The sequence below is a fragment of the Pseudodesulfovibrio sp. 5S69 genome (assembly GCF_037094465.1).
Classification (GTDB): domain Bacteria; phylum Desulfobacterota; class Desulfovibrionia; order Desulfovibrionales; family Desulfovibrionaceae; genus Pseudodesulfovibrio; species Pseudodesulfovibrio methanolicus.
On sequence record NZ_CP146609.1, the window covers coordinates 2,529,789 to 2,554,020 of the forward strand.

The 24,232-nt window shown below is 61.0% G+C and carries 24 protein-coding genes and 1 tRNA gene; 11 read left to right on the forward strand and 14 right to left on the reverse strand.

What is annotated here, in order from left to right; translation table 11 throughout:
* A complete protein-coding gene (locus V8V93_RS12020) occupies window positions 1–693 on the forward strand; it encodes a LolA family protein (protein WP_338666836.1) in 693 nt (230 codons plus the stop codon).
* Here the strand turns inward: V8V93_RS12020 and V8V93_RS12025 are convergent.
* Together V8V93_RS12025 and yedF are read right to left on the reverse strand one after the other, a co-directional pair.
* Window positions 690–1,445: a pseudouridine synthase gene (locus tag V8V93_RS12025; RefSeq protein ID WP_338666837.1), complete on the reverse strand. Its 756-nt coding sequence runs from the start codon at window positions 1,443–1,445 to the stop codon at window positions 690–692. The genes V8V93_RS12020 and V8V93_RS12025 overlap by 4 nt on opposite strands.
* 10 nt (window positions 1,446–1,455) lie before the next feature.
* A complete protein-coding gene (yedF, locus tag V8V93_RS12030; RefSeq protein WP_338666838.1) occupies window positions 1,456–2,070 on the reverse strand; it encodes a sulfurtransferase-like selenium metabolism protein YedF in 615 nt (204 codons plus the stop codon).
* A gap of 165 nt (window positions 2,071–2,235) precedes the next feature.
* On the opposite strand from yedF, the gene V8V93_RS12035 reads away from it, so the two are divergent.
* Complete coding sequence (locus tag V8V93_RS12035) at window positions 2,236–2,883, forward strand: lysophospholipid acyltransferase family protein (protein WP_338666839.1); 648 nt, start codon at window positions 2,236–2,238, stop codon at window positions 2,881–2,883.
* A gap of 144 nt (window positions 2,884–3,027) precedes the next feature.
* On the opposite strand, the gene gcvT is transcribed toward V8V93_RS12035, so the two are convergent.
* Window positions 3,028–4,113: a glycine cleavage system aminomethyltransferase GcvT gene (gene gcvT / locus V8V93_RS12040; RefSeq protein WP_338666840.1), complete on the reverse strand. Its 1,086-nt coding sequence runs from the start codon at window positions 4,111–4,113 to the stop codon at window positions 3,028–3,030.
* Between the two features lie 22 nt (window positions 4,114–4,135).
* On the reverse strand, window positions 4,136–5,872 hold the full coding sequence (locus V8V93_RS12045; protein ID WP_338666841.1) for a hypothetical protein: 1,737 nt from the start codon (window positions 5,870–5,872) through the stop codon (window positions 4,136–4,138).
* A 276-nt stretch (window positions 5,873–6,148) separates the two neighbouring features.
* Here V8V93_RS12045 and V8V93_RS12050 point away from each other — a divergent pair, with 276 nt between their 5' ends.
* Window positions 6,149–6,352 (forward strand): DUF6485 family protein, encoded by a 204-nt coding sequence (locus tag V8V93_RS12050; RefSeq protein ID WP_338666842.1) that lies wholly within the window; start codon window positions 6,149–6,151, stop codon window positions 6,350–6,352.
* 65 nt (window positions 6,353–6,417) lie between these two features.
* Entirely contained in the window at window positions 6,418–7,212 is a 795-nt protein-coding gene (locus tag V8V93_RS12055) for an inositol monophosphatase family protein (protein ID WP_338666843.1), read from the forward strand.
* Here V8V93_RS12055 and V8V93_RS12060 read toward each other — a convergent pair.
* Window positions 7,209–7,745, reverse strand: coding sequence for an NUDIX hydrolase (locus tag V8V93_RS12060; RefSeq protein WP_338666844.1), 537 nt, complete (start codon window positions 7,743–7,745; stop codon window positions 7,209–7,211). The two genes, V8V93_RS12055 and V8V93_RS12060, sit on opposite strands and share 4 nt — an antisense overlap.
* 86 nt (window positions 7,746–7,831) lie before the next feature.
* Between V8V93_RS12060 and rimI the strand changes: the two genes are divergently transcribed.
* The 5 genes from rimI to V8V93_RS12085 all read left to right on the forward strand — a co-directional run bounded on the left by rimI (window position 7,832) and on the right by V8V93_RS12085 (window position 10,747).
* Window positions 7,832–8,287, forward strand: a complete 456-nt coding sequence (gene rimI / locus V8V93_RS12065) for a ribosomal protein S18-alanine N-acetyltransferase (protein ID WP_338666845.1) — start codon at window positions 7,832–7,834, stop codon at window positions 8,285–8,287.
* Between the two features lie 11 nt (window positions 8,288–8,298).
* The gene (locus tag V8V93_RS12070; protein WP_338666846.1) at window positions 8,299–9,501 is read left to right on the forward strand and encodes a phosphoglycerate kinase; all 1,203 of its coding nucleotides are present in this window, start codon (window positions 8,299–8,301) and stop codon (window positions 9,499–9,501) included.
* Window positions 9,498–10,253 (forward strand): triose-phosphate isomerase, encoded by a 756-nt coding sequence (gene tpiA / locus V8V93_RS12075; RefSeq protein WP_338666847.1) that lies wholly within the window; start codon window positions 9,498–9,500, stop codon window positions 10,251–10,253. The genes V8V93_RS12070 and tpiA overlap by 4 nt, the downstream gene beginning before the upstream one ends.
* 40 nt (window positions 10,254–10,293) lie before the next feature.
* Window positions 10,294–10,644, forward strand: a complete 351-nt coding sequence (secG, locus tag V8V93_RS12080; RefSeq protein WP_338666848.1) for a preprotein translocase subunit SecG — start codon at window positions 10,294–10,296, stop codon at window positions 10,642–10,644.
* 16 nt (window positions 10,645–10,660) lie between these two features.
* Window positions 10,661–10,747: transfer RNA gene (locus V8V93_RS12085), tRNA-Leu, on the forward strand.
* Window positions 10,748–10,825: 78 nt separating this feature from the next.
* Here the strand turns inward: V8V93_RS12085 and V8V93_RS12090 are convergent.
* Together V8V93_RS12090 and V8V93_RS12095 are read right to left on the reverse strand one after the other, a co-directional pair.
* A complete protein-coding gene (locus tag V8V93_RS12090) occupies window positions 10,826–11,494 on the reverse strand; it encodes a nucleotidyltransferase domain-containing protein (protein WP_338666849.1) in 669 nt (222 codons plus the stop codon).
* Between the two features lie 96 nt (window positions 11,495–11,590).
* A complete protein-coding gene (locus V8V93_RS12095; protein ID WP_338666850.1) occupies window positions 11,591–13,519 on the reverse strand; it encodes an ankyrin repeat domain-containing protein in 1,929 nt (642 codons plus the stop codon).
* A 371-nt stretch (window positions 13,520–13,890) separates the two neighbouring features.
* Between V8V93_RS12095 and V8V93_RS12100 the strand changes: the two genes are divergently transcribed.
* Together V8V93_RS12100 and V8V93_RS12105 are read left to right on the forward strand one after the other, a co-directional pair.
* On the forward strand, window positions 13,891–15,402 hold the full coding sequence (locus V8V93_RS12100; RefSeq protein WP_338666851.1) for a cytidylate kinase family protein: 1,512 nt from the start codon (window positions 13,891–13,893) through the stop codon (window positions 15,400–15,402).
* A gap of 194 nt (window positions 15,403–15,596) precedes the next feature.
* Entirely contained in the window at window positions 15,597–17,252 is a 1,656-nt protein-coding gene (locus V8V93_RS12105) for a SulP family inorganic anion transporter (protein ID WP_338666852.1), read from the forward strand.
* A 164-nt stretch (window positions 17,253–17,416) separates the two neighbouring features.
* Here the strand turns inward: V8V93_RS12105 and V8V93_RS12110 are convergent, their stop codons facing one another.
* From V8V93_RS12110 to V8V93_RS12140, 7 genes are all read right to left on the reverse strand, one after another.
* Window positions 17,417–18,370, reverse strand: coding sequence for an ABC transporter substrate-binding protein (locus V8V93_RS12110; protein WP_338666853.1), 954 nt, complete (start codon window positions 18,368–18,370; stop codon window positions 17,417–17,419).
* Window positions 18,371–18,411: 41 nt separating this feature from the next.
* Window positions 18,412–19,896: a betaine-aldehyde dehydrogenase gene (betB, locus tag V8V93_RS12115; RefSeq protein ID WP_338666854.1), complete on the reverse strand. Its 1,485-nt coding sequence runs from the start codon at window positions 19,894–19,896 to the stop codon at window positions 18,412–18,414.
* A gap of 7 nt (window positions 19,897–19,903) precedes the next feature.
* Window positions 19,904–21,547, reverse strand: coding sequence for a choline dehydrogenase (gene betA, locus V8V93_RS12120; RefSeq protein WP_338666855.1), 1,644 nt, complete (start codon window positions 21,545–21,547; stop codon window positions 19,904–19,906).
* 20 nt (window positions 21,548–21,567) lie between these two features.
* Entirely contained in the window at window positions 21,568–22,272 is a 705-nt protein-coding gene (locus V8V93_RS12125) for a FadR/GntR family transcriptional regulator (RefSeq protein ID WP_338666856.1), read from the reverse strand.
* 289 nt (window positions 22,273–22,561) lie between these two features.
* A complete protein-coding gene (locus tag V8V93_RS12130; protein WP_338666857.1) occupies window positions 22,562–22,996 on the reverse strand; it encodes a GNAT family N-acetyltransferase in 435 nt (144 codons plus the stop codon).
* A gap of 259 nt (window positions 22,997–23,255) precedes the next feature.
* On the reverse strand, window positions 23,256–23,552 hold the full coding sequence (locus V8V93_RS12135) for an AzlD family protein (RefSeq protein ID WP_338666858.1): 297 nt from the start codon (window positions 23,550–23,552) through the stop codon (window positions 23,256–23,258).
* Window positions 23,539–24,231 (reverse strand): AzlC family ABC transporter permease, encoded by a 693-nt coding sequence (locus V8V93_RS12140; RefSeq protein WP_338666859.1) that lies wholly within the window; start codon window positions 24,229–24,231, stop codon window positions 23,539–23,541. Before V8V93_RS12140 ends, V8V93_RS12135 begins: the two co-directional genes overlap by 14 nt.
* Window position 24,232: the final 1 nt, after the last annotated feature.

A 24,232-nucleotide genomic window follows, 5' to 3' on the forward strand; every position in this document is an offset into this window, starting at 1 on the left:
ATGTCTAGATTTTTTGTTGCCGTTTTCGTCATCGTTTCCCTGCTGTTGTTCCCAGTCTTTGCAGGAGCGGTCGAGCCCGTCCCGGCGCAGGATCTGCCGGACCTGATTCAGAAGCGATATGAGTCTATTAAAACATTTCGGGCCGACTTCACCCAGGAGTTGACCAATGTGGCCAGCGGCGAAGTGGAGAAGCGCGAGGGCAAGATCTGGTTTCGGCAGCCTTCCCAGGTTCGCTGGGAGACTTCGGCCCCGGAAAAGGAGTTGCTCGTGGTCGGGCCCAAGTTCGCCTGGGACTATATCCCGGACGAGGAACTGGCCATCAAATACGGGGTAAGCGCGCTGCTTGATTCCAAGACGATCCTGCGGTTTCTTTCGGGCCGGGCCAACATCAAGGAGGATTTCGTGGTCAAGACCGAGTGGCCTGGCGCGGACGAGGTTCGCGCCAAGTGGGGCAAGGAGCTGACGGTTTTGCAGCTGGTGCCCAAGGAGGCCGAACCGGGGATGGTCCTGGCCTTTGTCGGCGTGGAGCCGGGCACCGGCCTGCTCAGGCAGGTCATGATCGTGGATTTTTACGGCAACGGCAATGAGGTCAAGTTGTCCAATGTCGAGACCGACGTGGACCTTGCCCCGGACATGTTCACCTTCACCCCGCCCAAGGGCACGCAGGTGGAGGACAACACCCAGGGGTTCTAGAGGCCGACCTCTTTCTTCAGAGCCGCCGTCTCCCCGGCGGTCAGTTCGCGCCACGCGCCGGGCTTGAGGTCGCCCAGGGCCACCGGGCCCTGCTGTACGCGTTTGAGGCGCAGGATGGTCAGCCCGAACTCGTCGCACATCCGGCGAATCTGCCGGTTCACTCCCTGAATGAGCGTGATTTCAAGCTGTTGCGTTCCAGCTATCGGTTTTTTCAGACGTACCTTGGCCGGGGCGAGCTTCTCCCCTTCTTTGAGGGTCATGCCGGTACGCATGGCCTGCACCGCCTTTTGCGGCACCGAGCCCCGTATGGTCACGACGTAGACCTTGGGCAGGTGGTATTTGGGGTGGGTCAGCCGGTAGCAGAGGTCGCCGTCCGTGGTCAGCAGGAGCAGTCCTTCTGAAAAGAAGTCGAGCCTGCCGACGGGGAAGGGGCGTTTTTTACGAATTTCGGGCGGCAGGAGGTCGAGGACGGTCTTGCGGCCCTGGGGGTCGCTGGCCGTGGTCACGGTCTCCACCGGCTTGTGCAGCATGAGGGTCAGGTCGCCTGCGCTCGCCTTCAGGCCGATGGCCTTCCCGTCAACCGCCACTTCATCCTTGGCCGGATTGACCTGGACGCCGGGGGAGTCGGCGGTCTTGCCGTTGACGGTCACCCGTCCGGCAAAGACCATGTCGTCGGCGCCGCGCCGGGACGCGACGCCGCATTGGGCGATGAATTTGTTCAGCCGTATGGTATCGGAAGGGGCGTTGGGCATGCCCCGTCTTCTAGACCTGAATGGACTTGGTGGCAAGCTGGAAGCTGGTGACCACGTCGAGCATGTTGGTCACGTCGCCCACGGCCCGCTTGTCGGTCAGGCCGAAGAACTCCAGACAGGTGCCGCAGACCAGGATGGACACGCCGCTCTTTTCGAGCTTCTGCAGCTCTTCCAGGCATCGGCTGCCGGGCACGGCCAGCTTCACGCCTCCGTTGACCAGGATGATGCGCCACAGCTCGTCGCCCAATTCCTTGAGGGTGACCATGAAATTGTACATCAGGTTGCCGCCGAGCGTGTCGTCGCCCGAGCCGATGACGTCCGTGGGCACGAAGACCAGGATCTTGTCTTTGTCCGCGTTTTGCAACTCGGCCTCGCTCATGACCGCGCATTCCGGGCACTCGGCCCCGTTCTCGCGCAGGCCGGTGACGATGAAATCCGGACCGGACTTTTCCGCGTGCACGGCGTATCCCTGCATGGTCAGGAAACGGGAGACGTTCTCCTTGGCCGCTTCGTTGTCCACGATGACCACCAGTTGGGCCGGGCCATCCTTTTCCACGGCTTCCTTGCAGCGCAGTACGGGCTGGGGGCAGGGGAGTCCTTTGCAATCGAGGGAAATGTCAGTCATATCTACTCCTTGATTCTGAAATGCTGCCCAGAATACGTTCGTTGGTCAAATTGATATGCTGCATTGAAAGCAAATGATAGAAAGATCGTCTCAATACTCATCGGCACTTGCCCTTCGGCCCGCGAGCCGGTAGAGAAATAGAAATCTGAAATCGAGCGTCTCAACATGAAAATACCGATTGATCCCGCCGCATTCGCGCCCGTCCTCGCCTGGCTGTTCAAGCTGTGGGTGCGGACCATCCGATTCGAGCCTGCCCGAGACAACACCGATTTTGTTGCCCGGAACGAGCGCGGCGAACCCACGATCCTCGCCTTGTGGCATGGCGAAATATTTCCGGCGACCGCCTTCGGCCATACCTTGACCTCTCAGGTGGTGACCTTCGTCAGCCAGTCCAAGGACGGCGAGGTGATCGCCCGGGTGTTGGAGCGCATCGGCCACACCACGGTGCGCGGCTCAAGCACCAGGGGCGGGGTCCGGGCCCTGCTCCAGGCCAAGCGCATCATGGAAAGGGAGAACCGCATGGCCGTCTTCACCGTTGACGGCCCCAAGGGGCCTCGCCACAAGCCCAAGGAAGGGATCATCTTTCTCGCCCAGCGGGCCGGGGCCAAGATCGTTCCCATCCGGGCCTATCCCGTGCGCAAGAAAGTCTTCGACAAGTCCTGGGACCATTTCGTCCTGCCGTTCCCGTTCACCCGCTGCCCGGTCTACGTCGGCGAGCCCATGGCCGTGACGACCGAAAAGTTGACCAAAGAGGTCCTCGAACGCGAAACCGCCCGCCTCGAAGCCCGCATGCTCGCCCTCGGGCCGAAGTAGGGCGGTGGGGCCCCCTTCCCCCGGCCCCCCACCCCCCTTTCCTTCCTAAATTTCTTGGTGCCGCTTCGCGGGGTTCAAGCGCGAAGAAAAGCCCCCGGCTCGGTGAGTCGGGGGCTTGCGTTTTTTCGTCAGTCTGGCGGAAGGTTACTCGGTCTTCATGCGGGCCGTGCCTTCCTTGTAGAAGGGCAGGCTCGTCTTTTTCGCTTCCAGTTCGGCGCGGGCGGTCTTGATGATGAAGGTGTCCTTGTCCGCGTCCTCGGCCCGGACGTAAGCCAGGGCGATGCAGTGGCCCAGGCTCGGAGCGAAGGAGCCGCTGGTGATGATGCCGGTCTTCTCGCCGCCGGGCAGGCAGACCTCGTCGTTGTGCCGGGCCGTGCGGCGGCCTTCGATGGTCAGGGGGATCAGGGATTCGTCCACCCGGCCCAGGCCGGACTTGCCGATGTACTCGGACTCCTTCTTGAGGAAGAAGCCGGAACCGGCTTCCACCGGAGTGCGCTGTTCGTCCAGGTCCTGGCCGTAGAGCGGATAGCCGATTTCCAGGCGGAGGGTGTCGCGCGCGCCCAGGCCGACCGGTTCCACGCGTTGGTCGGCGGCCAGCTTTTCCCAGACCTCCAGGGCTTTGTCGGCGGGCAGGTAGAGCTCGTAGCCCAGCTCGCCCGTGTAGCCGGTGCGGCTGACGATCATGGGGAAGCCGAGCGCCTCGGTCTGCTCGAAATTAAAATATTTCAGGTGATTCCACTTGGAACCGAAGAGATCGTTGAGCACGTCCAGGCTCTCGGGACCCTGCACGTCGATCTTGCCGGTCTCGTCGCTGATGTCCGTGAAGGACAGGCCCCCGGGCAGGTTGGCCGCGATGTGGTCGAAGTCCTTTTGGCGGCAAGCGCCGTTGACCACGAGCATATATTCGTCCTCGGCCAAGCAATAGATGATCAGATCGTCGTTGATGCCGCCCGATGCGTTGAGCAGGAAGCCGTAGCGGCATTTTCCGGAGCCCAGCGTGTCCAGGTCGTGGCTGACGATCTTGTTCAAGCCGTCCTTGGCGCCCTGCCCGGAGAGCCTGAACTCGCCCATGTGGCATATGTCGAAAATGCCCGCCTTTTCGCGAGTGTGCTTGTGTTCGATGATGATGCCCTTGTACTGCACCGGCATGTCGAAGCCTGCGAACGGGGCCATCTTGGCGCCGTTTTCCCGGTGCCACTGGGTGAGCGGGGTGGTTTCAAGGTTTTCCAATGTATGCTCCTTGCGGTAGTTGCTATTGTCCTGAACCGGCCTGGCTCGACACGCGGGATTTCCGGATGGACCGGAACTCGTCGAGCAGCATGACCAGTTGTTGGTACAGTTTCTTGATGTCCCGCCCGTAGGGCGAGAGGTCCTTGTCGTCCTGCTGCACGTACTTGCGCAGCAGATAGGCGTCGGACACCACGTCGTTGCCGATGATCAGGATTTTGACCACGAGCTTGTCGAAATAGTTGACGATCTCGAATTTGAGATCGTTCAAAATCTCGGTCATCAGCTCCAGCATGCGCTTGTACGAAATGGCCTCGCCTTTGTACTTGCGATAGCGCAAATCTTCAAGCACCCGGATCTTCCTCGCCTGCTGAATCTGTCCGTACCGGGACCAGACCTCCTGGTGCAGGTCGTGCAGCTCGTTGAAAATCTTGTAGTTGTCCGGGGCCAGGAGATAGGCGTCAAGGACGCGGACCAGTTGGGCATAGTAGTCGTCCGAGTAGTCCACGATGCGGTGCATATGTTTGGAAAGCCAGACGTAGAGCACCTTGAGCCGATTTTCGTGGGTCTCGGTGTTGTCGATCAACTCCTGGCGTTTGTAGTTCACCGGGATGCGGTACTCGCCGCGCACGATGTCGTTCAGGCGCAGGAGCATGTTGCGCACGTTCTGGATGATGTTCATGCTCTCGATGATTCGCCCGGTGATGGGGTGGATGATCTCCTGCTTGAGCACGGACAGGGCGCGGTCCTCGCGAACGTTACGGGGATTGTAGTCGTGCTGCTGGTAGGAGACTCGGAGGATGACCACGCGCTTTTTGCGGTCGATGAAGAACCCCTGGTCCTTGAGGACCTCGCAGAGTTCCTTCTGGTTCTCGTTGACCTGGGTGAGGGCGATCTTCTCCACCTTGGGGTATTTGATGGACCGCCTGGGGGTGCCCTTGGGCGGCGACATCAGGGTGGTGATGGTCCGGTCGCTCTGGCCGAGCACGCGGACGATGAACCGTTCGTGCTGGCGCAGCAGGCGGATGGCGAACATGGCCGAGGAGGTGCGCCGCTCGGACACGATGGGGAAGCCGTACAACTCCATCATGAACTGGTACACGAACAGGCGGTTGCATTCGTAGAGCAGGTTGTTGCCCGGTTTGAATTTGCCGATCTTGAGCCCGAACTGCTTGAGTTCGCTGTCCAGGTTGGAGGGCAGGGAGGCGTATACGCCCTGAAGCGTGAACTCGCCGGCCGAGTTCAGGGCCAGGACGTGCGCCCGCTCAAGTTGCAGCAGAAAGGGGAGTATCCGGTCGTAGTCCTGGATGGTGCAGATGTCGCAGGACCCGAATTGGTTCAGGAATTCCTGATGGTATCGTTTGGGAAGACGGCTCAGAAAGGTACGGATGTTGGTGCCCCGGACGTTGTCCTCCACCGTGCAGGAGTCCTGAACCTGCATCTCCTCCCAGTCCGAGGGCGAATGCAGGGCGTCGAACTGGAATATCTCCTGAAAGGAGTTGAGCTGCCGTTCGAAGGCGACCATGGAGAAACCAGGCAGGTTCTTGTGCTCGTAGAGATCGACCTCGAAGGAGGGGAGCAACTCCCGCGCTTCCACCAGGGGGTATTCCTGTTCCTCGAAATAGGGCCTCAGCAGGCAATGCTTGATGTGCTCATAGTCGATGAACTCCTTGAATTCCTCAAGGGTTTCGAGCCTGATGCGGGATTTATTTTTCCCTTTTCTCTTGTAGCCAGGAGCCTGGCTGAATGCTTTTTTCCACATTGGGAGCGGTTCCGGGTCGAGTCAAAGGAGGAGAGGCGTTGGGCCTCATGTGATCATCATATATCTCTATACCCATCTGCCATGAAATACAATGATTAGCGTATTATAATCACATTAAACGCGTTTTGGCGGTCCATGGGCTGATCAAGGGAGTCAAGGAGGGCCCGTCGCGAAACAATGGGCCTGAATTATTGACTCTCTGCCCGCTGTTGGCTACTGTACGCAGGCTTTTGAGGCACAATCGAACCGCACGTTTCCGTGACCAGAGGGGTCGTCATGAAAAAGAAGGATCAATGCCCGCGATCGAAAATAAACGAGCAATATTGTACCTGCACCCATAATTGCGACAAGCACGGTATCTGTTGCGAATGCCTGCACTACCACCGACAGCGGGGTGAATTGCCTGCTTGCTATTTCACCAAGGAAGAGGAAAAGACCTTTAACCGGTCCGTGGAATTCTTCATCCAGCGCAGGTCCTGAGCCCGCGCACCGGGACATCCAGGAGGGCGGTTGCGACCGCCCTTTTTCTTTGAGGAGCAACGCATATGAGTGGTGATTTCGATTCCGCCCGTATCATGGACGGTTTGGCCGCCATCGCAGACAAGGCCGGGGACATCGTCCGGGAGGGCGCGAGCCGAGGGCGGAAGATCCGGCACAAGGGGCGCATAGACCTGGTCACCGAGACCGATGTGGCCGTGGAGACCATGCTCAAGGGCGAGCTGGCCGCGCTCCTGCCGGGATCGGATTTTTTGGCCGAAGAGACAGCCAAGGACACGGAACCCGGTGAGCTGACCTGGATCATCGACCCGGTGGACGGGACCACGAATTTCGCCCACGGCCTGCCCTACGTGGCCAATTCCATCGCCCTGTGGCGCCGCGACCGTGTCGTCCTGGGGATGGTCAACATGCCGCTGCTGGGCGAGCGGTTCACCGCCGTGGAAGGGGTGGGGGCGTTCCTGAACGGCAAGCCCATCCGCGTGACCGGCGAGGCGGACCTGGAACAGTGCGTGCTGGCCACAGGCTTTCCCTACGACATCGACGCCCATCTGGAGGATATCCTGAAAAATCTCCGGACACTGCTGCCTGTGGCCCAGGGCATCCGGCGGGGCGGGGCCGCGGCCGTGGACCTGGCGTTCGTCGCCTGCGGACGGCTGGACGGTTTCTACGAGCGTGCTCTGAACCCCTGGGACACGGCGGCCGGGCTGCTGCTTGTCAATGAGGCGGGGGGCCACGTGACCGAATACGACGCGGCCGCGCCGTACACCTTCAAGTCGCGCAGCATTCTGGCCAGCAATGGCCGAATTCACGGGGAACTGAGCGGATTGCTGATGTGGGACTAGGCCGGGACCAGGAGGCCGGATTCCCAGAGAATGACGAGGTTGGGCGTGAGCAACTCCCGGAATTCCTTGATCAGACAGGTCAGTTCTTCCCGCGAATAGTAGAATCCCTCGGAGGCCGCATCGCTGTTGGGCATCACAGGCAGGGTGTTTTTGGTCACTTCGAACAGGGAGACGTGTTCGAAGCCGGTCTCGGGCCCGGCGGGCAGCTCCCGGACGAGTTGGGGATGGTCGATCTCCAGGTTCAGTTCATCCTTGAGAGCGCGCGTCGCCGCATCGAAGGCGGATTCGCCGGCCCGGGGGTGTGTGCGGGCGGAAATGTCCCAGCGGCCGGGGAAGAACTGTTTGTTCGGGTTGCGTTTTTGCAGGAAGATCTTTTTTTCGGGGTTGAAGACGAGCACCTGGACCGAGCGGTGCATCAGCAATTGGCGGTGCACGCTCCGCTTGGAGAGTACGGCCAGCGGGCGATTGTTCCGGTCTATGACTTCGACCAGGTGATCCGTGTCGCGTTCGAGGGCTTCTTGATGAGAGTTCATAAACGCAGGCTCTTTTGTTTGTCTTGCAAACTCTGTATACACGTAATGTTACTACATATCCAGCCCCATGTGGCTGCGGAGGCGCGATGAAGGACGAGGTGGTCGAGTTGGGGGAACCGGATGTCCGGGAGCTCATGGAACTCGAAGCGCTGTGCTTTGCCTACCACTGGACCAGAGAGCAGTTCCTGCTCGGGCTGGAAGGGGAGGTGTTCAAAGTGATCGGCGTACGTCGTGACGACATCCTCGTGGGATACATGGCGTTTTCTCTCATCGCGGATGAGATGGAGGTTCTCAACCTGGCCGTGCACCCCGAGTACAGGCGGCAGGGGGTGGGAGAGGCGCTGTTATCCAGGAGCTTCGAGATGTGCGTGGCGAACGGCACCACTAAAAGTTTTCTGGATGTAAAGGTCTCCAATGATCCGGCCTTGGCTTTGTATCGCAAGTTCGGGTACAAGAAGATTGGCGTGAGGAAGAAATATTACCCGGACACCAGGGAAGACGCACTGTTGCTCCGGTACGATTTTAAACAATACGAAGGGTGAGGTTCTGCCGTATGCTGTTTATCGATCAGGTTGATATCGCAGGGAAAAAAATGCTGTTCAGGGTGGACTTCAACGTTCCCATCGAGGACGGCGTCATCACCGACGACAACCGTATTCGCGCGGCGCTGCCGACCATCCAATACGCCCTGGACAAAGGGGCCTCGGTCATCCTCTGTGCGCATCTGGGCAAGCCCAAGGGCAAGGTCGTGCCCGAGCTTTCCCTGGGGCCGGTGGCCAACCGCACCGGCGAACTGCTCGGCAAGGGCGTGGCCCTGGTGCCGGGCCGCATCGGCGACCAGGCCGTGAAGATGGCCGCCGACTTGGCGCCGGGCCAGGTGATCATGCTCGACAACCTGCGTTTCAACCCCGAGGAGACCGGCAAGACGCCGGAGGAACGGGGCGATTTCGGCAAGCTGCTGGCCTCCCTGGCCGACGTCTACGTCAATGACGCCTTCGGCGTGGCCCACCGCGAAAACGCCTCGGTGGTGGACGTACCCAAGTTCGCCAAGGTCTGCTGTGCCGGGTTCCTGCTCAAACGCGAATACGAATATCTCGGCGAGGCCCTGAAGAATCCCAAGCGGCCCTACGTCTGCGTCTCCGGCGGCGCAAAAGTTTCCACCAAGTTGGGAATATTGAACAATCTTCTCGGCAAGGTGGACGACATCATCATCGGCGGGGCCATGGCCAACACTTTCCTGCTGGCCCAGGGCTACGACGTGGGCCTGTCCCTGGTGGAACCTGACCTTGTCGACGCGGCGGCCGATATCATGGCCAAGGCCAAGTCCAAGGGCTCGGTGCTGCATCTGCCCGTGGATTTCCGCTACGCTAAGACCCCCAAGGCCAAGCAGGCCGAAGGGGTGTGCACGGCCAAGACCATCCCGTCGGACGCCCTAGTCCTGGACATCGGCCCCGAGACCATCACCAATTTCGTGGCCATCCTCAAGCGGGCCAAGACCGTTGTCTGGAACGGGCCCATGGGACTGTTCGAGACCACGGCCTTTGCCAAGGGCTCGCTGGCGGTCTGCAAGGCCATCGCCGATCTGGACAATGCCCTGACCATTGTGGGCGGCGGTGACACGGATGCGGTGGTACATATGATGCAACTTGATGAAAAATTTAGCTTTATTTCGACGGGTGGCGGTTCTTTCCTGGAATTCCTCGAAGGCAAGGAGCTTCCGGCCTTCAAAGCCCTAAAGGAGTGCATGAACAAATGAAAAAGTTGATGGCAGCCAACTGGAAGATGTACAAGACCTGGGACGAGGCCGAGTCCACGGCGGAAGAACTGGTCGGCCTAGCCGCGGACAAGCTCCCGGCGGACCGCGAAGTGCTGATCTTCCCGCCTTTCACTGCACTCAAGGCAGTGGGCGACGTCTTTGGCCCGGTGGCCGGCTTCTCGGTCGGCGGCCAGGACTATTATATAAAAGAAGAGGGCGCCTTCACCGGGGAGATCGCCCCTAAGATGCTCAAGGACGCGGGCGCTTCCTTCGGCCTGACCGGCCATTCCGAGCGCCGGCACGTTCTGGGCGAGGACGATGCGCTCGTGGGCGCCAAGACCGCCTATGGATTGCAGGAAGGACTCAAGGTCGTGTTGTGCATCGGTGAGATCATCGAAGAGCGCAAGACAGGCCGCGTTCACGAGGTGCTTGAGCGCCAGTTGCGGGCCGGCCTCGAAAACGTGCCCAGAGACATCGAGCCCGAGCGTTTGTCCGTGGCTTACGAACCCGTCTGGGCGATCGGGACCGGCGAAGTGGCCGGGCCGACGGAAATTGTCGAGGCGCACGATTTCATCCGGAAAATTCTTGTTTCCATCTTTGGTGAAAAAGCTAATGAAATGAGGATATTGTACGGCGGAAGCGTCAAGCCGAGCAACTGCTCGGAAATTATTGCGCTTGACAATGTCGATGGAGTATTGGTAGGAGGCGCGAGCTTGCAGGGACAAAGCTTCAGCGAGATCGTACTGGCTTGATTTTGCAAGCGGAAAGAAGTTTTAAGAAAAGGGATTAATTGTGGAAACCATAGTCATAGTCATCCATGTTTTGGCTTGCATCTTTTTGATCGGCGCTGTAATGCTTCAGTCCGGTCACGAGGGGATGGGAGTCATCTTCGGCGGCGGCAGCAGCACGATGTTCGGCAGCACCGGCGCCGGCGGTCTCCTGGTAAAGGTAACCGCAGGACTTGCAACGGTTTTCCTGCTCACTTCCCTCGGATACAACATCCTGTCCGGGAACAAGATCGCCAGCCAGGACTCCATCATGCTGCAGCAGAACGCGCCTGCGGCGGAGACCACGGCCCCGGCCGAACCGGCCAAGCCCGGAGTGACCTTCAAGGATACCGGAGACGACGCCAAGAACCAATAGGTTCAACGCATATCGTGCCGAGGTGGTGGAATTGGTAGACACGCTGTCTTGAGGGGGCAGTGGAAGAAATTCCGTGGGGGTTCGAATCCCCCCCTCGGCACCACGAAATCAAAAGGGTTGTAGCTAACAAGCTGCAACCCTTCCTCTTTTTATTCAAAGAGATGTATGTTGCCGGTGCGGATCAGGCGGTCCGCATCACTTCCCGGCACCATGTCAGGAGCATGGCGAAGCGCTCCCTTTCGGAGCGGTCGGCCGTCCGGTCGGGCCGCTCCAGGCTCGCCTCGACGATGTCCCTGTCCGCGCCGTCCAGTTCCGCGAGCAGTTCCCGTTTGCTCGCGCAGAACCGCCCCGAATCCAGGTAGTGGACCACCAGCATGAGGAAAAAGGCCGATTTGCAGGCCTCCTTCAGAATGGTGGGCCTGGCCTCCGCGTCGGCATACAGGTAGCTGTGGGTCAGCAGGTGGAGCAGGGTGGAAGCGCCGGTCTTTGCGCCGTACCGTACGTCCTCGCGGGTTACTGGCGGCAGGAAGTCCTCCAGCCTGCCGAAATGATCGGCCGTATCCTTCGCAAAGGCGAACAGTTCGTGGGGCGGCCAGGCGGAAAACTCCCGGACGCCGCAGAGGAACCCGCATGCCTTGCGCCCCTCGGGCATGGCGAGGACGATCCCCCGGTACATGTCGAGGTCGTCCAGTTCGACCGTGTCCAGCAGAACGACGAGGTCGATGTCGCTCGTTTCCGTGGCCTCTTCCCGGCGGTAGCTGCCCTGCAACCCGAGATATCGCAGCCGGGGGCCGAAAGCAGCTTGCAGGCGGGGGAGGACTTCGGCCATCCAGGTTCGCGCTTCGATCATGTCATACTCCTTGAGGGTTGCGTGAACCGGAGGTGTACCAGTTGCCGCCCGCCGATGCCAGCCCGCCCACGGGGTAAAGGAGCAGGGAAGGCGGCTCTACTCCTTGGAGGGCTCGCGGGCTCCGTGAGACTTGAGATACTCCACGACATCAATGAGCCTCTGTTTAATTTCCCCTCTTGGTTGGCGTTTGTTGCCGAGTCGACTCAAAGCGAGGTCGAGCGGCGTCTGGCCGCGCTTGTCCAGCGCGTTGATATCCGCTCCGGCGTCGATAAGCTCGGCGCAGGTCTCCGGTTGGGCGTTCAGAGCGGCTTGGTGCAGGGGGGTATTGCCACCCTGGTCCCGGGCCATGACGTCCGCGCCCTGTTTGATCAGGTATTCGGTCGCCTCCTTTCTGCCGCTCATTGCGGCGCTGAAGAGGGGCGTCATGCCCAGACGGTCTGGCTCGTCCACCGCATATCCCTTGCTCACCAGCAGTTTGAGCGTGGACATCTCGTTGGTCCTGGCCGCGAGGTGCATGGCCGTTTTGCCGAACTGGTCCTTTTGCGCTCCGTCCGCGCCGGCTTTCAGCAGCAGGTCGACCATGTCGGGATACCGCTTTTTGACCGCGACCTGGAGGGAGGATACGCCGCCGGGGCCGGTTGCGTTGATATCGGCCCCGTGGGCCAAAAGCAGATGGGAGGTCTCGATGTTGTGTTCGGCCACGGCAATGAAGAACGGGCTCATCTTGGCCCTGCCCTGGAGGTTCACATCCGCGCCGGAGGCGATGAGCAGCGGGGCCACTCGGCTGTCGGGTTTGAAGGCCGCGTAGGCGAGGGCGGTCAGGCCCATGCCGGAGGCCTTATCGACGTCTGCCCCGGCTTCAATCAGGACTTTTGCCGCGTCATACCAATCCAGGCTGGCCGCCCGTTGGAGCGGGGTGTCGAGCTTTCCCATCTGATTGGGTTTCGCGCCGTATTGCAGGAGGTACTTGATGACTTCGGGCCGATTCTTCTGAGTCGCCGAATGCAGGGGATAGCCCCACTGGCTATCCGAAATGTTCGGGTCCGCGCCCGCCTCAAGCAGCAGGATTATAGTAGATAACCGGCCCTCATTAACCGCATAGGCGAGCGGAGTCTTCTGGTAATTGTCCAATCGGTTCGGGTCCGCGCCCGTTTTGAGCAGGGTTCTTACCTCCTCCAAGTCGAAGCCGCTCTGGGCGGCGTGATGGAGGGGGTATTTCTGCTTTTTCCTCTCCGGGCGGCGCAAGGGTTGGTTCGAGGCCAGCCGGGCTCTGTCCGCCCCGTTCGCAACCAATATTTCGGCCATGGCCGTGAAGCCGTTCATGGCCGCCACCTGCAACGGTGTCCCGTACCGTCCCGGAGTGTTCAGATCGGCGCCGTGCCGTATCAGATGCTCCATGATGGCCACCCGGTTGGTGCGTACGGCCTCGTGTACCGCCGTCTGGCCGGACTGATTCGGAATGTTCGGGTCGGCCCCGGCGTCCAGCAGCAGGAGAATGCAGGAACTCTCGACCCGGCCGATGCCGAGGCAGAGCGGGGTGTTTCCCTGTTTGTCGCGGACGTCGAGGTCGGGCTTGCGCTCCAATAGGACGCGAAGGGCCTCCAAGGCCGGGGCCCCGTGTGCCGTGAAGGCCGCGTGCAGCGGGGTGATTCCGTTGCCGCTGGCCGCGTTGATATCCGCACCGGCCTCCATGAGGACCATCATATTCGCGGCGCGACCCTCCCTGGCGGCCGCAAGCAACGGCGTGGCGCCGTTCTTGTTGCGCGCGTCCACCTCGGCGCCTGCCCGAAGCAAGGCGCGGCAGATGTCCGGAGTGCCCCAGGCGGCGGCAATGTGCAGCGGAGTGTTGGCGTTCTTGTCCCGTTCACGGGGATCGGCTCCGTCTGCCAGCGCCTCCCATACGGGCCGCGCGTCCAGGGAGCGGGAGAGTTCGATCAGGGTTTTTCCCTGTGCGGTGGAGGGCAGGAGCGTCAGGCAAAACAGACAGACCGGAATCAGATACCGTACGCAAGCAGCTAGATTCATGGAAGGTTTCTCCCGGAGATTGTGGGGAAACAGCCTGAGCAACCTTTGCGTACCAAGATACTATGTCTTTGTATATCGGTTTATCCCGAAGAAATGGTCGGGTGCCGCGCATCGCGCCGCCGGCAAGCGTTGGATATGGAACGCTTCGTGCAAATCAAGACCGATTATTCGATGATTATTCTGTGTGTAATAAATTAGATTCATTGAATTAAATCATGATCAATGAGGAGCATGGCCTCGCCGATTGAGCGTGGTCGACCGTTTGGCACCCGTCTTATGTTGCATCCAGCAACAGCTACGCGCCCCGAGACGACTGCCCGCATGTCGCAAACAACCGCCTGATGGGATCAGGCCCAAGCCACGGGTACACCATGACTGCCATTACAATTTTCAACGGATGTTTTTGCGATGCACGGCCTGTGGCCGAGCGGGTGGCGGAAATCACCGGATATCGCTTGGTTGAGGATCGGGAGATCGTTGCCGATGCCGCCCGTCTCTCGGGCCTGAACAAGGCGATGATTGCCGGAATGTTCAGTGTGGAAGCGGGCGAATTCGGCATGAACGGGCCGGACCGGAACCAGGTCGTCAGTTGGTTGCGGCATGCCGTTGCTCGGAAGTTGGCTAATGAGAAGAACCTGGTATTCTGGGGCTATACGGCCCTCCTGGCACCTCGTGATTGCGGGAATATCCTCAGCGTCTGCCTGGTCAACGAGACCAACGACAGGGTATGGACGGCTTGCCGGGATGGCGAGCTTACCGAGCCCGAGGCACGGGAGTTCATGGCTGCCGACGACCGCGTGCGCGGAGAATGGGTGGTCTGCGTTACAGAACGCAACGATCCGTGGTCCGAAGCCCTTTACGACATGATCGTTCCGGTGGGGGCGCTCGGGGTCCGGCAGAGCGCGTACCTCATCGTCGAGCAGTTGGCCAACGCCATGGTCAGAGATTCGGCGGCCGACAGGGCGCGTCTGGAGGATTTTGGGCTGGCGGCCGAAGTACAGGCGGAACTGGCGCGCCATGGACATGACGTAGCCGTGTCCGCACGGGCCGGAGCGCTGACCCTGAGCCTTGAGAGCCATGACTCGACGCTCAAGAACGGCACCCGCTGTCTGTTCGACAAGGTCTCGGAATTCAAAGGGGTTCGGGGCGTAGAGATCGGCACCGGCCAGCGCTATAACCCCAACGACGTTTTTCAGCGCGCGGCCTGCGACCGCCCGCATTTCGCCGGGGAGGCGTTCGAAGACGCTGAATGCCTGTCGGCCGGAGCGGAGGACATCGCTTTGACCGAGACCATCCGCGCGCATCTTCCCTATGACGCCTGGGGCGTGTCCGTGTTCGTCAAGGACGGCTTCGTTTCCCTGGCCGTCAACGATCACGGCAAGCTGCTGGATCGGATGGCCCGGCGCATCTGCGGCCTGGCAACGGCCATGGACGGCGTGACGGGCGTGGAATTCGGCATCGGCCGGGAGTATCACCAGGGCGCAGCCTGTGCCCGAATCCGCCGTGAAAGGTGCCTGGCGGTGCTCGCGGACGACAAGCGCAAGTTCGTCCCGACGCTGTCTCCGCGCCTGCGCCAAGGCGGCGAGATGGGTTCCTTTGCCCTGTATGACGGGAAGAGCGCGTTTTTCACCATGGATGAGCACGACCCCGAAGTGGTCCTGCTCGACATGCCCACCTCCCACGGGACCGACGTGTTGCGCCAGTTCAAGCGGGATCATCCGGAGACTGAGGTCCTGGTCCTTTCGGGCCGGGAGGGTGACGATCATGAGGCGTGCCTGAACCTGGGGGCATTCGCCTGCCTGAAAAAACCGGTGAACACCGCCGCCCTGAGCGAGACCATCCGCGCCGCCTGCGAAAAGTATCGCTCGATTTCCTGCCCGTGATCCGGGCAGCCATCCGAACAAACCACGTCCGAACAACTGGTTTTCAAGCCGTTGACGGAGGAGCGGACGCTCCTCCGTGGAGATTGTCTGCGGTCCGGAGCCGGGATTCGGGGACGCATGTCGGCTGAGCTGGGAGAGTTTTTTAATGAAATTGGATTGTCTCTTTTCTGAATAGTTTTTCAAAGGATATGAGTGTGAAAGTTTTAAACTATGATTTCAAGCACCTCCGTGGAGACGTCTGTGGAGGATTGACCGCCGGCATCGTGGCACTGCCCCTTGCGCTGGCATTCGGAGTGGCCTCGGGAGCCGGAGCCGCGGCAGGCCTGTACGGGGCCATCGCCCTCGGCCTTTTTGCCGCCGTGTTCGGCGGTACGCAGACCCAGATATCCGGCCCCACCGGCCCCATGACCATCGTGGCCGCATCGGCCGTTGCCGCCTTCCCCGGCCATCCGCAGTACATCATCGCCGTGTTCCTGATCGCGGGGCTGGGGCAGATCGTGCTCGGCTCGGCCCGGCTGGGGACCTTTGTTCGGTTCATCCCGTACCCCGTGGTCTCCGGGTTCATGAACGGCATCGGCGTGATCATCATTCTGCTACAGTTGGAACCGCTCCTCGGCCTGCCCTCGGTCAGTTCGCCCATGGCCGCCTTGCTGGGGCTAGGGTCCGCCCTGGGCAGCATCCAGATGCAGTCGCTCATGCTCGGCGTCCTGACCATCGCCATCGTTTTTCTGGTTCCCGCCCGGATCACCCGCGTGGTGCCGTCCCCGCTCATCGCCCTGCTGGTCGGGACGGCCATCGCCTGGGAAGGACATTTCGACGTGGCCATGATCGGCGCCATCCCGTCCGCCTTGCCTCATCCGACCATGCCGGGCTTCGAGGCCTCGCAGGTGGGCCGGATCGTCGGGCTCGGCCTGGCCCTGGCCGTGCTCGGCACCATCGACTCCCTGCTGACCTCGGTGGTGGCGGACTCCCTGACCCGCAAGAAGCATGATTCCAACCGCGAACTCATCGGGCAGGGCATCGGCAACATGATTTCCGCCATCCTGGGCGGCCTGCCGGGAGCGGGCGCGACCATGCGCACCGTAGTGAACATCAAGGCCGGCGGCACCACGCGGGTTTCCGGCGTGATCCACGCCGCGCTGCTCCTGGCCATCCTGCTGGGGCTGGGTCCCCTGGCCTCCCATATCCCCATGGCCGTGCTCGCGGGCATCCTGGTCAAGGTCGGCGTGGACATCATCGACTACCGCCTGCTGTCCTTGGTGAAGCGGGCGCCGCGCACCGACCTGCTGGTCATGGTCGTGGTCTTCGGGGTCACGGTCTTCATCGACCTCATCGTGGCCGTGGGGGTGGGCGTCACCTTGGCCGCCGCCATGGTCGCTGTGCGTACCGCCCGCCAGTGCAGCGTTTCGGTCTCGGAAGTGGAGGATCGGCCACTGGACGATCTGGCCGAAGACGCCATTCAGCGGGAGACGGATTACCGCATCCAGGTCGTGACCATCCGCGGACCGTTCTTCTTCGGCACCACGGCCAACATGCAGGACAAGTTCTCTTCCATGCTCGGCACCCAGGTCTTGGTGGTCAATTGCCTAGACGTGCCGTTCATGGACATCTCGGCGGTCTTCGCCCTGGGCGAGACCATTGAGAAATTGCAGGCGGCCAGGATCACCGTGCTGCTGGCGGTGACCGCCGAACAGCGGGAGAGCCTCCAAAAGCTGGGCATGGGCAAGCTGCTCGCGCCCGACGCCTACTACGGCAGCCACGAGGCGGTCCTGGCCGCCGCACGCAAGCTCCTGGCGCAACGGCATCAGCGGGAATCCATGGTTCCCCGCATCAGTGGGGCGGCCTCATAGGCCGCCGCCCATACTCTCTTTTAACGACGCATGGGTTGCGGCCAACCGGCCGCAACCCTTTTCTTTTTCGTATATGATCATCTTGTGATCAGGACGGGAAGGGCACAAAAAAAGGGGAACCGCGCGAGTGCGGTTCCCCTTTGTCTTCTCAATGGAGAGGGGGACTATGCCTTGGAGTCGAGATACGCCTTGAAGGCGGGCGCGCCGGGCTTGCCTGCCGTTGTAGTCACGCCGTTCAGCCATTTTTCGTACATCTCGGGATGGGCCTTGAGCCAGACGAGCCCCGCCTTGGCCAGGCCGAGGGAGGCGTCTTTGTGCACCGAAGTCATGATCTGGTTCATCATGGCAACCGGGAATGTCATATTGTTAAATAATTTAGAAATGTTGGGGTTATCCTGTTCCAGACCTTTACGGATGTTCGTCCATACGGTGGCCGTGCCGTCGTTGGCCCCGAAGGTCGCATCGGTGCTGCCGGTCAGGTAGGTCATGTCGATACGCTCGTTCATGCTGTGCGGAGCCCAGCCGAGGAACACGATCCATTTGCGGTTGGCGGCATAGGCCTGGACCTGGGAGAGCATGGCCACTTCGCTGGACGCAACCAGCTTGAATTTGCCCAGTCCGAACATGTTCTTGTCGATCATGTTCTGGATGATCTGGTTGCCGTCGTTGCCCGGTTCGATGCCGTAGATCTTCCAGTCCAGCTTGTCGCCGAACTTGGCGATGTCACTGAAATCCTTGAGCCCGGCCTGAGCGCAGAAGGTGGGCACGGCCAGGGTGTACTTGGCCCCGGGCATGTTGGCTACGTATTTGATGACCTTGCCGCTATCGAAGAATTTGTTGGCGATGGTCGCCATGGAGGGCATCCAGTTGCCGAAGAATACGTCGGCGTCTCCGTTGGCCAGGGCGGAGTAGGTGATGGGCACGGAAAAGACTTTATTTTCGGCCCGATAGCCTAGGCTTTTGAGGACATCGACCGCGATCTCGGATTTGATGGTCACGCCGGTCCAGGACACGCTGGCCACAGTGATCTTGTCGGCTGCGCGCGCGGGGATGGTGGAGCAGAATATGGTTGCGATGAAGAGTAAGGCGACGGCGAGTCGCCTGAAGCCGGAAGACATTAAACCTCCTTGGTTGGGATTGGCGGGAGCGGTCGCACTGATTATTCGGCCTTCACGCCGAACCAGTCGAGAGCTTTGGTGGCGTGGTTGCGATATATGTGTTTGATCTCAGTGTATTCTTCGAGGCCGACGGCGCCCAGTTCGCGGCCGAGGCCGGATTGCTTGTAGCCGCCCCAGGGGGCCTGAACGAAATAGACGTTGAAGTCGTTGACCCAGATCGTCCCGAAGCGGAGCCGCTTGGAGACCCGCTCGATGCGGTCTGGGTCCCGTGTCCAGAATCCGGCGGACAGGCCATAGATCGTGGAGTTGGCACGTTCGACTGCCTCGTCTTCGCTGGAGAATCTTTCCACGGTGATAACCGGACCGAAGACTTCCTCCTGGACGATCCGCATGTCGTTGGTGCAACCGGTGAACAGAGTGGGCAGGTAGAAGAATCCGCCCGCCAGCGCGGGGGCGTCCGGCCGCGACCCGCCGAGCTCAAGGATCGCGCCTTCCTGCCTGGCGATGTCCACGTAGCCCTCGACTTTGGCTAGGTGTTCGGCAGAGATGAGCGGCCCCATCTGGGTCCCTTCGTCAAAACCGTTGCCCATCTTGATGTGGGCCATACGTTCGCGCAGGGTCTCGACGAACCGGTCGTGGATGCCGTTCTGGACCATGACCCGCGCCCCGGCCGAGCAAATTTGCCCGGCGTGGAAAAAAACGCCGTTCAAGGCATAGTCCACGGCCAGGTCCAGGTCCGCGTCGTCGAAGATTATGTTCGGATTCTTGCCGCCCAGCTCCAGGGCGACCTTCTTTACGTTCACGGCGGCCGCCCGCATGATGGTCTTGCCCGTGGCGATGCCCCCGGTGAAGGAGATGAGATCCACGTCCACGTTCTCGGACAACTCCGCGCCGACTTCCGCGCCGGGCCCGAGGACCGTGTTGACCACGCCGTGCGGAAAACCGGCCTCTTCGGCCAGTTCCGTGACTTTGAGGGTGGTCAAGGGAGTGATTTCACTTGGTTTCATGACGATGGTGCACCCGGCGGCCAGGGCCGGGGCCATCTTCCAGGAGGCCTGGAGCAGGGGGTAGTTCCACGGCGATATCTGGCCGCAGACTCCGACCGGCTCGCGAACCAGGGTGCTGGTGGAATCCGGGATGGGCGAGTTAATGACCTCTCCCCCGTCCTTGTCCGCCAACCCGGCGAAATAGCGGAAGATGCCCACAATGTCGTCCATGTCCCAGCGGCTTTCTTCCACGGTCTTGCCCGTGTCCAGGCTTTCCAGCCTGGCCAGCTCTTCGCGGTCCCGCTTGATGAGGTCGGCCAGGCGAAAGAGCAGGCGGCCGCGTTCGGCAGCGGGCGTCTGCGGCCAGCCGCCGTTGTCGAAAGCGGTCCGGGCCGCGCTGATGGCCGCCTTGGCATCCTCGCGTGTCCCCTCCGGTACGGTGGCGATGACCGAGCCGTCGAAGGGATTGATGATGTTCCGGGTCGCGCCTGCCAGGCTGTCCACCCATTTCCCATCTATATATAGCATGCTTTTTATCATGGTTAACCTATTGGGATTTCAAGTGTTGATAGAATGGGGCGTGTTCCGGGGGGAGGGGCGAGTTGCCGAGGATGAGGTCGGCGGCCTTTTCCGCGATCATCATGACCGGGGCGTAGATGTTGCCGTTGGTCACGTAGGGCATGACCGAAGCATCCACCACGCGCAGCCCGTCCACGCCGTGGACCCTCAGTTCGGGATCGGTCACGGCCATGTCGTGGGTTCCCATGGCACAGGTGCAGCTCGGGTGGTAGGCGGATTCGCCTTCGCGGGCCACGAAATCGAGGATATCCGCGTCGGTCTGGGCTTGGGCACCGGGAGCGAGCTCCTTGCCGCGCAATTCGTCGAAGGCGGGCTGGGTCATGATCTCGCGGGTCTTGCGGATGGCCTCCACCCACTCCCGTTTTTCCTGCTCGGTGGACAGGTAGTTGAAGAGGATGGACGGATAGTCGCCCGGGTCCGCTGATTTCAACTTCACGTGGCCGCGCACGTCGGTGTTCATGGGGCCGACGTGGACCTGGTAGCCGTGGCCCTCGTTGGGAGCCGAGCCGTCGTATCGTATGGCGATGGGCAGGAAATGGTATTGGAGGTTGGGGTACTCCACCCGGTCGTTGCCCCGGATGAAGCCGCCCGCCTCGAAGTGGTTGGTGGCCGCCTCGCCCGTGCGCCCGAAGAGCCACTTCAGCCCGATCCACGGCTGGTTGTACCATTTCAGGCAGGGGAACATGGAGACCGGCTTCTTGCAGGCATACTGCACGTATAGTTCCAGATGGTCCTGAAGATTCTCGCCCACGCCGGGCAGGTCGTAGACCACGTCGATGCCCAGGGCGGACAACTCGCGGCCATTGCCAACGCCGGAAAGTTGCAACAACTGCGGCGAGTTGATCGCGCCGCCGCAGGAGATGATCTCCCCGCCGTAAGCCTTGAAGGTGCGCTTGCCGCGCGTGTACTCCACGCCCACGGCACGTTTGCCCTCGAACAGGATGCGCGTGGTCATGGCTTTGCATTTGACGGTCAGATTGCGCCGGTTTTTCACCGGATGGACGTACGCTCTGGCCGCGTTCCAGCGGCGGCCTCGGTAGGTATTGCGATCGAACTTTCCGAACCCTTCCTGCTGGTAGCCATTGACGTCACTGCTCACAGGGTAGCCGGCCTGCTGCACGGCCTGGAAAAAGGCGTCGAAGAGCGGGTTGTCGCATTCGGGCGTGGTCAGGTAGAGGGGACCGGCCGCGCCCTGGTATCCGTCGGCTCCGGCGGTGCGGCATTCGAACCGCTTGAAGTAGGGCAGGCAATGGGCGTAGTCCCAGTTCTCCAGGCCGTCCTCCCTGGCCCATTTCTCGTAATCCATGGCGTTGCCGCGGATGTAGATCATGCCGTTGATGCAGCTGGACCCGCCCAGGACCTTGCCGCGCGGCTGATAGATGCGCCGGTTGTGCATGTGCGGCTCGGGTTCGGACTCGTACCACCAGTTGTATGTTTTTCCGGTCAAGGGATAGGTCAGGGCCGCGGGCATGTGGATGCGAAAATCGAACTTGAAATCGGGGAGCCCGGCCTCCAGGACCAGGACCTTATTTTTGGGATTGGCGCTCAGGCGGTTGGCCAGGACCGAGCCTGCGGAACCTCCGCCAACAATTATGTAGTCGTAATGCTTCATGTAATCTGTACTCGTTTGGTCTACGGTTGGTCTTCGTGCAGAAATTCGGCGTCCCGCGGGGCCGCCCCGTTTTCTGCGATGCACTGCCGAAGCAGGATATAGTGATGGCTGATGAAGCCTAGGGCGCGCATGAGTTGCCCGTCGCGGAGGGCGCGGGCCGTGTCGCTCCAGTTGGCCGCGGCCCGTTTGCGGAACCGGGGGTTCTGGTACAGGGCGTAGTCGTGGGAACTGAAGCCCATCTGCAGAGCATGCATGACCCACTCGAAGAGCGGGTTGCGGGCCATGCGGGCGAGCATGATGTTCAACTGGCGATCGAGCTCGCTGGTGACCAGGAGGTCGGGCTCGTCTTCCCGGAGCAGGATCTCCAGCCGCATGGCTTCCTCAAGCAGCTCATCTTTCTCCTGTAGCGTCCCGTGGGCCAAGGCCAGCTTCGTGATGGTCCGGTCCATGGTCTCGCGGAATTCGATTAGCTGTTCCGGCTCAACAGGATGTTGCTTCATGAAAAGGGCAAGTGATTCTGATATGTTGCCAACATCAAGCTCGCGGACGTAGGCCCCGCCCTTGGCACCTTTGCGGACTTCGAGAAGTCCTTTTTGTTTAAGGATTTTGATGGCCTCGCGGACAACGCCTCGGCCCGTGCCGAATTGGGACTGCATGACCCGTTCGCTGGGCAGCCGTTCGCCGGATGGCAACCGGCCGTCCACGATGGCAGCCTCGATCTGCAATGCGACCTCCTCGCTCGCCCGTCCTGCCTGGACCGGTGAAAACAGCGTCGATGTGATGTTGGTTGCGTTCAATGGTAGTACCTAATTTTTATTTTCTGTCATTTTTTAGCCGTTAAATGGTATTTACTGCATATTTGGTAAGACCATTCTAGGCAGCTATTCTACGCTCCGTCAAGAGGGAATGCGAATCAATGTGGGATGACGGCACTAGATGGCAGGATTCATCTGTGCGAACGTGGATGAAACTAGCCGTTTACACTCGAAAATGAGTGTAAACAGGGGGAGGGAATCAGTGCAAGGACAGGTGGAGCAGGGGAAAGAGGTTGCCTTGACCGTCTAGGGGGGAGCGCCCCACGACCTTGAAGCCCAAGTGCCGGTAGAACCCCAGGGCCTGCGGGTTCTGTTCGTTGACGTCCACCTTGGTGACGCCGAGGCGGTCCACGGCGTGGCGGCACAGGGCCGTGCCGATGCCCCGGCCCCGGCTGTCCGGGGCGATAAAGAGCATCTCCAGGTTCCCGTCGGCAACGCCGCAGAATCCGAGGATCTTACCGATTTCATCCCGGACGCAGCACAGCTCCACGGCATCGAAATAGTGCTTCAGGATCAACGGCCGCAGGGACGAAATGTCTTCCTCGGACAGAAAATCATGGGTCGCGCGGACAGAGGCCTCCCAAACCTTGAGCAGTTCCGGGTAATCTTCCTTATGAGCGTTCTCGATGCGCATGCATAGCTCCTTGATGACTTGAATCTGAGTCGTTAGCCGTTTTGCAAAGGCCCGGCAACCGGCGATGAGGCGTACGGGAGGGCGGAGCGGAAGCCCAAAAGGGGCTGCGTAGCTTTTCGCAATCAGGACAATCAGAGCCTTTCAAGGGGAGGACCGGTTGGATATAACTGACCGTGTATCGGCGGTAACATTTTACGATGATTCGGTTTCACAGCAAAAGCAATCCTTGGCCCGTGAGGATGTACACAATCAGTGGTGATCACCAGAGATGGCGCAGGATGGCCAGGGAGCCTACGCCCGCGACCAGGGACAGGGGCATGTTCCGGAAGCGCAGGGTCACGAGCAGGGTGATGCCCGAGGCCACTGCCTCGGCCGTTCCCACGGCAAAGACCAACGGGGCGAGCAGGGCGGCCAGGATGGAACCCGGAAGGCGGGACAGGCACGCCTCGATCCGTTGGTTGCCCTGCACCAGGCGCACCAGCCACGGGCCGCTGATGCGGGTCAGGTAGGTCACGGCGGCCATACCGAGAATGGCGATCAGGCTATCGATCTGCATGGTTCCCCCACAGGCCGGTCAGGCTTCCGGCCAGTCCTCCGGCCACAATATACCATTTGCCGGGCAGAAAATGGTTGACGATCAGGGCGGTTATGGCGGCCACGGCCCAGGGCGGAATGTCACCCCTGCCTTTCCACAGTCCGGCCAGCAGGGAGAGGAATACGGCGGTGAAGGCGAAGTCGAGGCCGAATGCCTCGGGGTCGGGGATGATGGCCCCGGCCAGCCTGCCGGTGATGGTCGCCGCCATCCAGGCGGCCCAGATGAGTAGTCCGGAACCCAGAAGAAAACCCATGTCCGACTTGTCCCGACTCACGGCCCCATAGGTCATGGCCCAACTTTCGTCCACCAGCAGGAAGAGCAGGGGGAGGGTGGCCCGGGAGGGGAGTCCGCGCATCCAGGGCGTCAGGGACGCGCTCATGAGCACGTGACGCAGGTTGACGATGAGTGTGGTGAGAATGAGGGCTGTTATGGGCAGGGGGTGGGTCCACATGTCCAGGGCCACAAATTGGGACGATCCGGCGAAGATCAGGCCGCTGGACAGGGTCGATTCGACCATGGTCAGCCCGGCCTGGCGGGTGAGCAGGCCGTAGACCATTCCGTAGGCGAACACGCTGAGGGCGACCGGCAGGGTGCGCAATGCGCCCTGCCGGGCCGATTCCAGAGTCAAACGGGCGGGCATG

What these genes read in the sequence shown, in the direction of transcription:
- V8V93_RS12020 (WP_338666836.1), top strand. Translation starts at nt 1, where the DNA reads ATGTCTAGATTTTTTGTTGCCGTTTTCGTCATCGTTTCCCTGCTGTTG.
- V8V93_RS12025 (WP_338666837.1), bottom strand. Translation starts at nt 1,445, where the DNA reads ATGCCCAACGCCCCTTCCGATACCATACGGCTGAACAAATTCATCGCC.
- yedF (WP_338666838.1), bottom strand. Translation starts at nt 2,070, where the DNA reads ATGACTGACATTTCCCTCGATTGCAAAGGACTCCCCTGCCCCCAGCCC.
- V8V93_RS12035 (WP_338666839.1), top strand. Translation starts at nt 2,236, where the DNA reads ATGAAAATACCGATTGATCCCGCCGCATTCGCGCCCGTCCTCGCCTGG.
- V8V93_RS12045 (WP_338666841.1), bottom strand. Translation starts at nt 5,872, where the DNA reads ATGTGGAAAAAAGCATTCAGCCAGGCTCCTGGCTACAAGAGAAAAGGG.
- V8V93_RS12050 (WP_338666842.1), top strand. Translation starts at nt 6,149, where the DNA reads ATGAAAAAGAAGGATCAATGCCCGCGATCGAAAATAAACGAGCAATAT.
- V8V93_RS12055 (WP_338666843.1), top strand. Translation starts at nt 6,418, where the DNA reads ATGAGTGGTGATTTCGATTCCGCCCGTATCATGGACGGTTTGGCCGCC.
- V8V93_RS12060 (WP_338666844.1), bottom strand. Translation starts at nt 7,745, where the DNA reads ATGAACTCTCATCAAGAAGCCCTCGAACGCGACACGGATCACCTGGTC.
- rimI (WP_338666845.1), top strand. Translation starts at nt 7,832, where the DNA reads ATGAAGGACGAGGTGGTCGAGTTGGGGGAACCGGATGTCCGGGAGCTC.
- V8V93_RS12070 (WP_338666846.1), top strand. Translation starts at nt 8,299, where the DNA reads ATGCTGTTTATCGATCAGGTTGATATCGCAGGGAAAAAAATGCTGTTC.
- tpiA (WP_338666847.1), top strand. Translation starts at nt 9,498, where the DNA reads ATGAAAAAGTTGATGGCAGCCAACTGGAAGATGTACAAGACCTGGGAC.
- V8V93_RS12090 (WP_338666849.1), bottom strand. Translation starts at nt 11,494, where the DNA reads ATGATCGAAGCGCGAACCTGGATGGCCGAAGTCCTCCCCCGCCTGCAA.
- V8V93_RS12095 (WP_338666850.1), bottom strand. Translation starts at nt 13,519, where the DNA reads ATGAATCTAGCTGCTTGCGTACGGTATCTGATTCCGGTCTGTCTGTTT.
- V8V93_RS12100 (WP_338666851.1), top strand. Translation starts at nt 13,891, where the DNA reads ATGACTGCCATTACAATTTTCAACGGATGTTTTTGCGATGCACGGCCT.
- V8V93_RS12110 (WP_338666853.1), bottom strand. Translation starts at nt 18,370, where the DNA reads ATGTCTTCCGGCTTCAGGCGACTCGCCGTCGCCTTACTCTTCATCGCA.
- betB (WP_338666854.1), bottom strand. Translation starts at nt 19,896, where the DNA reads ATGATAAAAAGCATGCTATATATAGATGGGAAATGGGTGGACAGCCTG.
- betA (WP_338666855.1), bottom strand. Translation starts at nt 21,547, where the DNA reads ATGAAGCATTACGACTACATAATTGTTGGCGGAGGTTCCGCAGGCTCG.
- V8V93_RS12130 (WP_338666857.1), bottom strand. Translation starts at nt 22,996, where the DNA reads ATGCGCATCGAGAACGCTCATAAGGAAGATTACCCGGAACTGCTCAAG.
- V8V93_RS12135 (WP_338666858.1), bottom strand. Translation starts at nt 23,552, where the DNA reads ATGCAGATCGATAGCCTGATCGCCATTCTCGGTATGGCCGCCGTGACC.
- V8V93_RS12140 (WP_338666859.1), bottom strand. Translation starts at nt 24,231, where the DNA reads ATGCCCGCCCGTTTGACTCTGGAATCGGCCCGGCAGGGCGCATTGCGC.